The organism is Pseudarthrobacter enclensis (assembly GCF_001457025.1).
GTDB classification, from domain to species: Bacteria; Actinomycetota; Actinomycetes; order Actinomycetales; family Micrococcaceae; genus Arthrobacter; species Arthrobacter enclensis.
In genome coordinates, this window is sequence record NZ_KQ758603.1 from 136,444 (window position 1) to 147,942 (window position 11,499).

An 11,499-nucleotide genomic window follows, 5' to 3' on the forward strand; every position below is an offset into this window, starting at 1 on the left:
TACGCGAGCCTGCCCATAAGCTAGACGCATGCGCATCGTAGTCCTCGTTTCCGGTACCGGGTCCAATCTCCAGGCAGTCATTGACGCGGTGGCGGCGGGGGACCTGGACGTCGAGATCGCAGCCGTCGGCGCGGACCGCCCCGGGACGTACGGGGTGGAACGGTCAGCCGCTGCGGGTATTCCCACGTTCGTGGTGGACTTCAAGGAATACGCCAACCGCTCGGACTGGAACACCGCCCTGACCCAGGCGGTGGCAGCGTATGACCCCGATGTGGTGGTGTCCTCCGGTTTCATGCGGATTGTGAGCGCCGGCTTCATTGATGCCTTCGGCGGCAAGTACCTCAACACCCACCCGGCCCTGCTGCCCGCTTTCCCGGGCGCCCACGGCGTGCGGGATGCGATGGCGTACGGCGTCAAGGTCACCGGCTGCACGGTGCACTGGGCCGACGCTGGCGTGGACACCGGGCCCATCATCGCCCAGGAGGCAGTGTCCATCGAGGACAGCGACACCGAGGAGACCCTGCACGAGCGCATCAAGGTGGTGGAACGCCGGCTGCTGGTGTCCACCCTGGCGTCCCTCGCCGCAGCTTCCTGACCCTCCCTCCCCAACTGAGTAGCGCCAAGTGCCGTTTTCAGGCCTCATAACGGCACTTCGCGCTACTTAGTTGGGCATGGTCCGGCCAGGCCTGTGGACAAGTTCCACGGCGTCCTGCTGCGCATGCCACGATGGGCCGATGAAGGTGCCAACCCCGTTGCCGGGCCCGCTGGGGTCCCTGCCTTTCACTGTGCAGGAAGCGTCCGACGCCGGAATCAGCCGGAAGCGCCTGCGTCACCACAGCCTGGGCCGGCCAAGCCGTGGCGTCCGAGTGCCTGATCCCACCGCTGCGTTATCGCTGGCGCCTCGTATCCGGCCGTTCACCCTTGTTACGGAGTTTGCCGCTGCATCCCATGCCTCGGCATTTCTCCTCTGGGAGTTTCCGGGTTTCCTTCCCGGCAGTGACGAGCCGTTACTGCACATCTCGCGCCCGGACACCTCGGCCATCATGCGCCGGCCCGGCGTCAAGGGGCACCGGGGGCAATTCTTTGCGGATGAAATCGTCAATCACGCCGGTCTGCTGGTCACTTCACGGTTACGGACCTGGCTGGACTGCGCCCGCAAGATGAGCATCGAAGAGCTGACAGTGGTTGCCGATCATTTACTTCGTGTGCCGCGGCCCCGGTTCGAGGGGAGACTGGAGCCGTACGCGACCCGGGATGATCTCGCCGACATGCTGGACCGGCACAAAGGAACCCCCGGAATCAGAAAGGCCCGGGTGGCACTTGATCGGGCACGGGTCGGGTCTGACTCCGCACCCGAAACGAGGCTGCGCCTGGCGCTGGAGGACGCGGGCCTGCCTGAACCCGTGGTGAACATGCCCGTAAAACTGTGTTCCGGCGTCGTCCGCCAGCCTGACTTGAGCTATCCGGAACAGAAAGTGGCGGTTGAGTACGATGGCGAGCCCCACTCCGTTGCGGGTCAGATCGTCCGGGACATTGCCCGGGAAGAGGACTTCGTCCGCGCGGGGTGGCTGCTCGTCCGAATCTCAAGGCTGCACATGGAGAGGGAGGCGCGGCCAGCGGTGGCGAAGGTACGCTCAGCGCTCATGGCCAGTGGCTGGCACCCCGGCGAGGACAACCAGGTGGCGCGAAGTGCCCTTATGGGGCGCCAAAACGGCACTGAGCGCCACTCAGTTGGGAAATCGAGGGAGCTAATCGAGGCGGCGCTGCCGGGTTTCGGGGGAGAAGAACGCCATCCACAGCACCGCGAGCAGCACCAGGCCGCCGGCCAGCGCGAAGGACGTGGCCAGCCCCAGCTCCGGCCAGAAGTAGTTGGCGAAGATCAGCGGACCAAAACCGGCTCCCAGCCGGGAGAACGTGGACGCCCAGCCGAATCCGGTGCCGCGCAGTTCGGTGGGGTACAGCTCGGAGACGTAGGCGTACAGCACGGGAATGGCCACCTGCACCACGAACCCGAACACCAGCAGCCAGAACACCGCAGCGGACGGGATGTCCACCACGAACGCCACCACCACCAGCGTCAGCGCGGACAGCGGCCCGGTGATGGCGAGGATCCATTTGCGGCCCACCCGCTCCACCAGCAGCGCAGCCACAATGACGCCCAGGAGTCCGACGGCGGCCATGGACGCCGTGGTCACGAACGCCTTGTACTCGGCGAACCCGGCGCCAATGAGGATCCGCGGCATCCACGTCAGGGACAGGTAGTAGACCAGCAGGACGCTGAAGAACAGGGCCCAGGCCGCAGCGGTGATCTTCCAGTTGAACTGCCACACCGACCGCAACTGGGTCCAGGCGCTGCCGGCAGAAAGCCGGGGCACGTCCTTGGCGTCCGGCAGGCTGTACGCCCGGGCTTCGGCGCCCGTGGCCTCCACGAGCCCGTCAATCACCCTGGCCGCTTCCTCCCGCCGACCTTTCCGGATGAGGAACAGCGGGGACTCCGGCACGCTGCGCCGCACCCAGAAAACGAGCAGGGCGGGCAGCACCATCACCAGCATGGTGAACCGCCAGTCGCCATACAGGGCCACCAGCCCGGCGGAGACGAACCCGGCCAGGGCGGCGCCCACGGGCCACCACCCGTCCATGGCCGTCAGCACCTTGCCGCGCTGCTTCCGCGGTGTGAACTCACCCACCAGCGCGTAATCCACCGGAATACAGCCGCCCAGCCCGAACCCGGCCAGGAAGCGGAACACGCAGAACCACACGAAGTCGGGGGACAGTGCGCCGGCAACCGTGAAGATTGAGAACAGCAGCAAGGTGGCGGTGAAAGCCTTCTTCCGGCCGATGGTGTCCGCGATGGTGCCCCACACGAACGCGCCCAGGGCCATGCCAATGAGGTTGGAGGTCCCCACCCAGGCGACCTCGCCGGGCGTCAGTGCCCAGTGCGTGGACAGCAGGGGAATGAGGATGCCGTTGAGCGTCACGTCCCAGGCGTCGAACATGAATCCGAGCCCGCCGATCAGGAAGATCCGGCCCTGGACTTTCCATCGCCAGGGAAGTTCCTGGACCACCTGTTCGCCGCTGGGCACAGTGGTGTAAGTGTTCATTGCCGCCTCCTTCTGAAACTTTAGCCCCGCCCGCCGGTGTTCACACTCCGGCGGACACGCGGGGCAACCTGCACTACGCGATAAACTGGCCGTATCCCCACCAACCGCGGCCCTGAGCCGCGCGATAAGACGGAGACATTTGTGAGCTTCACGCAGCATGAGCGCGTATCCATTGACCGTGTACCCATCCGCCGGGCCCTGATCTCGGTTTACGACAAGACCGGTCTGGAGGAGCTCGCCCAGGGCCTGCACGCTGCAGGTGTGAAGCTGGTGTCCACCGGTTCCACCGCGAAGAAGATCGCGGCCGCGGGCATCCCCGTCCAGGAGGTGGAGGAAGTCACCGGATCGCCGGAAATGCTGGACGGCCGCGTCAAGACGCTGCACCCGCGCGTGCACGGCGGCATCCTGGCGGACCGCCGCGTCCCGGCGCACATGGAAACGCTTGAAAGCATGGACATTGAGGCATTCGACCTCGTGGTGGTGAACCTCTACCCGTTCGTGGAGACCGTCAAGTCCGGCGCTGCGCAGGACGACGTCGTCGAACAGATCGACATCGGAGGCCCCGCCATGGTGCGCTCGGCCGCAAAGAACCACGCCGCCGTCGCCATCGTGGTGGACCCCACCTTCTACGGCCACGTGGTGGAAGCGGCCGCCGCCGGCGGTTTCGACCTGAAGACCCGCCGCCGCCTCGCCGCCAAGGCCTTCGCGCACACCGCGTCCTACGACAACGCGGTGGCCACCTGGACCGCCAGCCAGTTCCTGGATGAAGACGGCGACGGGGTCATCGACTGGCCCGCCTACGCCGGCATGTCGCTGGAACGCTCCGAGGTGCTCCGCTATGGAGAGAACCCGCACCAGCAGGCGGCCCTCTACGTGGACAAGGCGGCACCGGTGGGCATTGCCCAGGCCGACCAGCTGCACGGCAAGGCCATGAGCTACAACAACTTCGTGGACGCCGACGCCGCCCTCCGTGCCGCGTTCGACTTCAGCGAACCGGCCGTGGCCATCATCAAGCACGCCAACCCGTGTGGTGTCGCCGTCGGTTCGGCCGGTGCCGAGGACCCCATCGCGGACGCGCACGCCAAGGCCCACGCCTGCGATCCCGTTTCAGCCTTCGGCGGAGTGATCGCCGCCAACCGCCCGGTCACCGCCGCGATGGCCAACACCGTCAAGGACATCTTCACCGAGGTGGTCATCGCGCCGGGCTTCGAGCCCGAAGCCGTGGAGATCCTCTCCAAGAAGAAGAACATCCGCCTCCTCGCCCTGCCCGAGGGCTACGGCCGGTACCCCACGGAGTTCCGCCAGGTCTCCGGCGGCATGCTGGTCCAGGTCACGGACAAGGTGGACGCCGACGGTGACAACCCCGCCAACTGGACCCTCGCTGCAGGCGACGCAGCCGATGAGAAGACCCTCGCGGACCTCGCCTTCGCCTGGACCGCCTGCCGTGCGGCGAAGTCCAACGCCATCCTCCTCGCCGACAACGGCGCGGCAGTCGGCATCGGCATGGGCCAGGTCAACCGGCTCGACTCCTGCAAGCTTGCGGTCGAGCGCGCCAACACCTTGGGTGTCCAGGTGGCGTCCGACGTCGACGGCGCCGGCGGTGCGTCCAACGCCAGCGGTGCGGTCTCGCCGGAGCGCGCCCGCGGCGCCGTGGCCGCCTCCGATGCGTTCTTCCCGTTCGCCGACGGCCTGCAGATCCTCATCGACGCCGGCGTCCGCGCCGTGGTTCAGCCCGGCGGCTCCGTCCGGGACGAGGAAGTCATCGCCGCGGCCAACGCGGCCGGCATCACCATGTACTTCACCGGAGCGCGCCACTTCTTCCACTGAGCAGCTGCTTAAAGGACGACGGCGCCCGTTCCCTTCTCAGGGGACGGGCGCCGTTCGTTGTGCGCGGGTCAGTCCTCGCCGGCCGGGTGCTGCTCCTCCGGTTCGGGCGGCAGCAGCAACTCCCTGGGCTTGGCCTCGGCCATCCGTTCATCTGTCCAGTACTCGAGGATTTCCTCGTGCGTCTCGGTCACCTCGATGTGGGCCACGCCCTCATCGGGTTCCTGGCTAGGACCGTGAGGCAACCCGGTAGGTCTTTTCAATCGAGTCGCCCCAGTACGGGCCGTACATGACCTTGGATCCGCTGTAGCCGTAGCTGTTGATCGAGTTCTGCAGTCCATCAGGGCCGGAACCGATGAACCACGGGCCGCCGGAGGAGCCGCTGGTCATGTCGCACGGAATGCCCTGGGTGGTGAAGTTCGGGTTGATGGTGTCGTCCGTGGCCGTGCCGGCGCAGCTCTTGAGGGTCTCCCCGTTGTACTGCTTGTCCGCGGGGTAGCCATAGGACGTGTAGCCCAGCCCACGGTCCTGGTTGAACGCCACCCCGGAGCCGCCCACCACATCGGTCAGCAGTTCGCCATCGAGGGGGTTCATGACGGCGAACGCCGTGTCGTAGGAGATGTCCCCGGACGCGGTCCATTCGCTGGTGGTGTAAAGATCGCTTGCGGTCCACTTCCCGTACGGCGCCGCACCGTTCTCATAGGCGGGCACGAAGACGAAGTTCGTGGCCTCCTGGCCCGGGCCGCCGAACACGCAGTGGCCGGCCGTGGACACGGTGCTCCTGTTCCTGGAGGTCACGGCATTGCCGGAGCAGACGTAGTTGGCGCCGCCCATGCTAAAGAACACCTTGCCAATGTGGCTCACGGAACCGGTTCTTGCTGCCTTGGCCTTGCTGGCGCCGACTTTGGTGTTCTTCCCCTTGGCTACTGTGGCCGGGGTGGAACGGGGGCTCGTTGCCAGTGCTTTCCCGGCCAGAACGTCACCGGGGATGGCGCCCTCCATCCGGTCAGCGGTCCAATAGTCCGCGGCACCCGCGGCGTTGACGGCAAGGCGGGCCACGGAGGGAAGCAGGGCGTCATCGGAGGACGGTGCGGAGGGGGCCGGCGCGGCCGCGGCGCCGCCGGCGGTGGTCAGCGCCAGAACGGCTGCGGCGGAGAAGCTCAGCAAGCCCGACGCCAGGGACCGTGTGCGTGTCATTGTTGTCCTGTCTGAACGGAAAATGCCCCGGGGGAGAGGGCTCGGATCGACGTCAAGAACTTATCGCGCGGGTCACAAGTAAGTAAATAGGAGTGACTTACCCTACAACCGGCAGGGGGGTGTGGAACCGCACGTCAGGGCCGGGGAGGGGGGCCGGGCCGGCACCCGGGCGCGTGCCGCCGTCGTCCGCTTCTGCATCGCTGTAATCCTGCTCACGGCGGGGTCATCCAGTGGTCCCGGTAAGGTTCAAACCCGTCTCCTCGGGTAAGTTGTACTTGGTGAAATAGACCAAGGTTTCACAATCAAGCCGACCTTCAGGGAGACGCCCGCGCATGTCCAAGATCATCTACACCCACACCGACGAAGCGCCGATGCTGGCTACCTATTCGTTCCTGCCGATCATCGAGGCGTTCGCTTCGACTGCAGGTGTGGAGGTGGAGACCCGCGACATCTCGCTCGCCGGCCGCATCATCGCTGTGTTCGGCGACTACCTCACCCCGGAGCAGCAGACCGGTGACGCTCTTGCTGAACTGGGCGAACTGGCGAAGACGCCGGAAGCCAACATCATCAAGCTCCCCAACATCAGCGCTTCCATCCCGCAGCTGAAGGCCGCCATTGCAGAGCTGCAGGGCCAGGGCTACGCGCTGCCGGACTACCCGGACAACCCGTCCTCCGACGAGGAGACGGCCATCCGCTCCCGCTACGACAAGATCAAGGGCTCCGCCGTGAACCCGGTCCTGCGTGAAGGCAACTCCGACCGCCGCGCGCCGCTGTCCGTGAAGAACTACGCCCGCCAGAACCCGCACTCCATGGGCGCCTGGACCCCGGAGTCCAAGACCAACGTGGCCACCATGGGCCAGAACGACTTCCGCTCCAACGAGAAGTCCGTCGTCATCGACACCGAGGGCGCCATCTCCATCCAGCTGGTCCGCGAAGACGGCTCGGTCAAGGTCCTGAAGAAGGCCTTCCCCGTCCTGGCCGGCGAGGTCATCGACGGCACCGTGATGCGCGCCGCCGCCCTGGACGAGTTCCTGAAGGCCCAGGTTGCCCGCGCCAAGGAAGAAGGCGTGCTGTTCTCGGCGCACCTGAAGGCCACCATGATGAAGGTTTCGGACCCCATCATCTTCGGCCACGTAGTCAAGGCCTACTTCGCCGAACTGTTCGACACCTACGGCAGGCAGCTTTCCGCCGCGGGCATCAGCCCCAACAACGGCCTCGCAGCCATCCTGAGCAGCCTGGAAGACCTGCCGGCCGACGTCCGTGAAGGCGTCCAGAACCTGATCAGGAAGGGCCTGGAAGACGGCCCCGCCCTGGCCATGGTGGACTCGGACAAGGGCATCACCACGCTGAACGTCCCCTCCGACGTCATCGTGGACGCCTCCATGCCCGCCATGATCCGCAGCTCCGGCCACATGTGGGGCCCGGACGGCAAGGAAGCCGACACCCTGGCCGTCCTGCCGGACAGCTCCTACGCCGGCATCTACCAGGTGGTCATCGATGACTGCCGCGCCAACGGTGCGTACGACCCCACCACCATGGGCACCGTCCCGAACGTCGGCCTCATGGCCCAGGCAGCCGAGGAATACGGCAGCCACGACAAGACCTTCGAACTCCAGGAAGCCGGAACCGTGCAGATCGTGGACGGCTCCGGCAACGTCCTGATCGAACACGAGGTCTCCGAGGGTGACATCTGGCGCGCCTGCCAGACCAAGGACGCCCCCATCCGCGACTGGGTCAAGCTGGCCGTCACCCGCGCCCGCGCTTCCCAGACCCCGGCCGTGTTTTGGCTGGACGAGGACCGCGCCCACGACGCCAACCTCATCGGCAAGGTCAACGAGTACCTGAAGGACCACGACACCGAGGGCCTGGACCTGCAGATCATGGCCCCGGTCAAGGCCATCGCCTTCACCCTGGACCGCATCCGCAAGGGTGAGGACACCATCTCCGTCACCGGCAACGTGCTCCGCGACTACCTCACGGACCTGTTCCCCATCCTGGAACTGGGCACCAGCGCCAAGATGCTCTCCGTGGTCCCGCTGATGAACGGCGGCGGCCTGTTCGAGACCGGTGCCGGCGGTTCCGCCCCCAAGCACGTCCAGCAGCTGCTGAAGGAAAACCACCTCCGCTGGGACAGCCTGGGTGAATTCCTGGCACTGGCCGTCAGCTTCGAGCACCTGGCCACCACCACGGGCAACGCGCGCGCCCAGGTCCTGGCCGACACCCTGGACCGTGCCACCGGAACCTTCCTGCTCGAGAACAAGTCCCCGAGCCGCCGCGCCGGCGAACTGGACAACCGCGGCAGCCACTACTTCCTGGCCCGCTACTGGGCCGAGGAACTGGCCAAGCAGACGGACGACGCCGACCTCGCCGCCGCCTTCAGCTCCGTCGCCAACGAGCTTTCCTCCAAGGAGGAGACCATCGTGGGCGAACTGGCGGAGGTCCAGGGCTCCCCGGCGGACATCGGAGGCTACTACCACCCGGAGGACGCCAAGGCCTCGGCCGTGATGCGTCCGTCCGCCACCCTGAACAAGGTCATCGCCAGCCTGAGCTAGCGCCGGGCTGCTGCGGCAGCATGACTGGCAAAGAGGCGGCGCCCCGGATCTGATCCGGGGCGCCGCCTCTTTGCTGTGTGGCTGCCGTTTGCTGTGTGTGTGGCTGCCGGCGGGGCCTGCGGCACCCCGGCGCCGGGACGTCGTCGTACGCTGTCCTGCTGGGGCCTTTAGTCTTTGCCCTTGCCCTGGTTGCCCTTCTTGTCCCCGTTTTGCCCGGAGGGCTGCGCGCCGGCCGGGGAGCCCGGGGTGGCGGGAGCCGGGGTTTCCTGGGCGGCTGAAGGAGCCGGCGACGCCGCCTGTTCCGCGGCCTGCCGGGCCGCCTCCTCCGCGCGGGCGCGGGCCTGTTCCGCCTTGGCGATGGCGTCCGTCAGGTCTGCCCGGACTGCCGTGGCGATGGTGGTGATGCTGCGGCGCCGCTCGTCGGAGATGTCGCCTTTCGCCTGGGCGTTCGCCAGTTCGGCTTCCAGGCCCTCCAAAGCCTTCAGCGCCGCGGTGGGGTCGTTCTGTGAGGACGCCTGGGTTACTTCGAGGACGCGGGCCTGCAGCTGCCGGGCGGCGTCACGCTGAAGCCCCGTTTCGGCTTCAGCGCAACCTCCCAGCAGCAGGGCGGCGATTACGGCGGCGGACCAGCCGGCCGTCAGCTTTCCGGCCCGGAACGGCCTCACGGTTCGACGCTCTTTTGAAGTTCCTGGAGATGCTCACCCAGTACGCCCGTCACGGTCGGATAGGGGACGACATCTCCGGACGACTGCGTCGAGACGGTCATGATCACGGCGGCCACGGCAGCAGCCACCACCACCAGGCCCAGGACCACCATCAGCCAGAACCGTTTGGTCCGGGTCTGCGGATGCAGGTTGTGGGCGGCGGCCGGGTCCTGGATGACCGGGGCAGCGCCGGAATCGACAGCCCCGCCGGTGGCCGGTGCCGCGGCTTCGCGGATCTCCTCCACCGATTCCTCGGCCGTGATGGATGGCGGGTGGAACGGCATGGCCGGCAGCACCCGGGTGGTTTCGGGGGCAAGTTCGCCAGGGGTGGACGCAGGGGAGACCAACGCCTGGCGCAGCGCCGTTTCGATGTCCGCGGCGGAAGGACGCTCCAGCGGTTCGATGGCGGTCATGGAGCGGATCAGGCCCGCCCACTCGGACGGAAGGTCCTCGGGGATTTCCGGGGCCCGGTGTAGCCGGGCCACGGCGGATTCCACGGCCCCACCCGGATATTCCACTGTTCCCTTGATGCACTCCAGGAGCACCAGGCCCAGGGAATAGATGTCGGAGGCAGGCGAGAGCGGCTGCCCCAGCGCCTGCTCGGGGCTCAGGTATGCGGCGGTACCCACCATGGTTCCCGTGGCGGTCAGCCGGGTTGAATCGGCAATGCGGGCGATCCCGAAGTCGGTCAGCTTGGGCCGCAACGGTTCACCGGGGCGGATCTGCACCAGCAGGATGTTGGCAGGTTTGACGTCCCGGTGGATCACCCCGAGGCTGTGGACGTAGGCCAAGGCGTCGGCGATGCCCGCACCGATGACCGCCAGCTCCTCCAGCGGCACCCTGCTGTGCCGGATCCGGGCGCGCAGGTCCTGCCCCTCCACGAGTTCCATGGTGAGGAAGGGCCTGGGTTCGTCCGGTATGCGGTTGTCGATGCCCGCGTCGAAGAGCGTCACCAGGCCGGGGTGGTTCAGGGTGGCCAGGAGCTGGATCTCGGCTTCCTGCCGCTTCAGTTCGTCCGTGTCGGGGGCCTGCGGGGCGAAGAGCTTGAGGGCTACATCCCGGCCCAGGTTTTCGTCCCGTGCGCTGTACACCGAGGACATGCCGCCGCGGCCAATGACCTCACCCAACCGATAACGTCCGCCGACAACTTCGTTCGTGATGGAGCTAGGCGATTCCGCCACCATGTCCCGTCCCCTCCAGGTGCGCTGCGGCACTGTCGTACCCCAAATTATACCGGCGGAGGGGGAGCGCTTGCGATGGGCCTCGGGCTGCGCCGGGCGGAGGCCCGGCAATGGTCCGGTCATGCCGAGGGCCCGGCGGCGGAAAACAGGTGCTTCCGCCGCCGGACCGAAGGCCACAAGGACATGTGTGCTGACTACATGTTTGTGTCTGTGATGGAGTTCTGCTGCGGTGGCCTCCTTTCATCCGGCCCGCGGTATGCAGCCGCTTCAGGCGCAGCGCGGGCAGGGCATTTCAAGGTGACTTGGCCGCTTAGGAGGTCTTCCGCTTGCGGAGGACCAGGACGCCGGCTACGAGCAACAGCAGGGCCAGCGGAACCAGGGAACCGTCCCATCCGGTGTTGGCCAGAGCAGCCCCGCCCTGGGCGGGCATGCCCTGCGGAGTGGCAACTGCCGGGATGGCCCCGCCAACCGCCGTCGAACCCGCCGGGGCAAGGATGACCGTCGTTGTACCGGTACCAGAAGAAGTGCCGCTGCCGGTACCTGTCCCGTTGCCGTCACCATTGCCCGGGGTTGAGGTGCCGGGGGTGTCCGTGCCGGGGCCATTGGTGCCCGGTTCGTCCGTGCCGGGGTTGTCGGTTCCGGGGTCCACCGTTCCTACGCCGCCGGTATTGCCGTCTCCCGGGTTGCCGGTACCGGGGTTGTCAGTGCCGGGAGTTTCCGTGCCGGGGTTGTCGGTTCCCGGGGTTTCGGTGCCGGTATTGCCCCCACCGATGCCCAGATCGATGCCCAGGTCTACGCCTGCGTCGAGCCCTCCTGTGCCACCGGTGTTGCCGAGGCCGAGGTCCACGACGGCGTCGACGATGGCGGTGCGTCCGTCGTTGGTGCCGGTGTTGCCTGTGCCGGTGGTGTTGCCGAGGCCGAGGTCTACGACGGCGTCGAC

8 protein-coding genes and 1 pseudogene are annotated in these 11,499 nt (G+C 67.1%); 3 read left to right on the forward strand and 6 right to left on the reverse strand.

The genetic code is table 11. The annotated features are described in order from the left end of the window. Positions 1–28 precede the first annotated feature (28 nt). The gene (gene purN, locus AS031_RS13080; RefSeq protein WP_058268600.1) at positions 29–595 is read left to right on the forward strand and encodes a phosphoribosylglycinamide formyltransferase; all 567 of its coding nucleotides are present in this window, start codon (positions 29–31) and stop codon (positions 593–595) included. Positions 596–1,748: 1,153 nt separating this feature from the next. Here the strand turns inward: purN and AS031_RS13090 are convergent. Next, positions 1,749–3,101, reverse strand: a complete 1,353-nt coding sequence (locus tag AS031_RS13090) for an MFS transporter (protein WP_058268602.1) — start codon at positions 3,099–3,101, stop codon at positions 1,749–1,751. Positions 3,102–3,242: 141 nt separating this feature from the next. On the opposite strand from AS031_RS13090, the gene purH reads away from it, so the two are divergent. Continuing rightward, on the forward strand, positions 3,243–4,928 hold the full coding sequence (gene purH, locus AS031_RS13095) for a bifunctional phosphoribosylaminoimidazolecarboxamide formyltransferase/IMP cyclohydrolase (protein WP_058268603.1): 1,686 nt from the start codon (positions 3,243–3,245) through the stop codon (positions 4,926–4,928). 68 nt (positions 4,929–4,996) lie between these two features. Here the strand turns inward: purH and AS031_RS20050 are convergent, their stop codons facing one another. Together AS031_RS20050 and AS031_RS13100 are read right to left on the reverse strand one after the other, a co-directional pair. Beyond that, on the reverse strand, positions 4,997–5,170 hold the full coding sequence (locus tag AS031_RS20050; RefSeq protein ID WP_169793881.1) for a hypothetical protein: 174 nt from the start codon (positions 5,168–5,170) through the stop codon (positions 4,997–4,999). Beyond that, positions 5,154–6,122 (reverse strand): trypsin-like serine peptidase, encoded by a 969-nt coding sequence (locus tag AS031_RS13100; RefSeq protein WP_058268604.1) that lies wholly within the window; start codon positions 6,120–6,122, stop codon positions 5,154–5,156. The genes AS031_RS20050 and AS031_RS13100 overlap by 17 nt, the downstream gene beginning before the upstream one ends. A 332-nt stretch (positions 6,123–6,454) precedes the next feature. Here AS031_RS13100 and AS031_RS13105 point away from each other — a divergent pair, with 332 nt between their 5' ends. Next, on the forward strand, positions 6,455–8,674 hold the full coding sequence (locus AS031_RS13105) for an NADP-dependent isocitrate dehydrogenase (protein ID WP_058268605.1): 2,220 nt from the start codon (positions 6,455–6,457) through the stop codon (positions 8,672–8,674). A 167-nt stretch (positions 8,675–8,841) separates the two neighbouring features. On the opposite strand, the gene AS031_RS13110 is transcribed toward AS031_RS13105, so the two are convergent. The 3 genes and pseudogenes from AS031_RS13110 to AS031_RS13120 form a co-directional block, all read right to left on the reverse strand. Beyond that, positions 8,842–9,339 (reverse strand): FIMAH domain-containing protein, encoded by a 498-nt coding sequence (locus AS031_RS13110; RefSeq protein WP_058268606.1) that lies wholly within the window; start codon positions 9,337–9,339, stop codon positions 8,842–8,844. After that, positions 9,336–10,562: a serine/threonine-protein kinase gene (locus AS031_RS13115; RefSeq protein ID WP_058268607.1), complete on the reverse strand. Its 1,227-nt coding sequence runs from the start codon at positions 10,560–10,562 to the stop codon at positions 9,336–9,338. Before AS031_RS13115 ends, AS031_RS13110 begins: the two co-directional genes overlap by 4 nt. Positions 10,563–10,869: 307 nt before the next feature. After that, positions 10,870–11,499 (reverse strand): annotated as a pseudogene (locus AS031_RS13120) (hypothetical protein); the annotation flags it as partial.

What these genes read in the sequence shown, in the direction of transcription:
- purN (WP_058268600.1), top strand. Translation starts at nt 29, where the DNA reads ATGCGCATCGTAGTCCTCGTTTCCGGTACCGGGTCCAATCTCCAGGCA.
- AS031_RS13090 (WP_058268602.1), bottom strand. Translation starts at nt 3,101, where the DNA reads ATGAACACTTACACCACTGTGCCCAGCGGCGAACAGGTGGTCCAGGAA.
- AS031_RS13100 (WP_058268604.1), bottom strand. Translation starts at nt 6,122, where the DNA reads ATGACACGCACACGGTCCCTGGCGTCGGGCTTGCTGAGCTTCTCCGCC.
- AS031_RS13105 (WP_058268605.1), top strand. Translation starts at nt 6,455, where the DNA reads ATGTCCAAGATCATCTACACCCACACCGACGAAGCGCCGATGCTGGCT.
- AS031_RS13115 (WP_058268607.1), bottom strand. Translation starts at nt 10,562, where the DNA reads ATGGTGGCGGAATCGCCTAGCTCCATCACGAACGAAGTTGTCGGCGGA.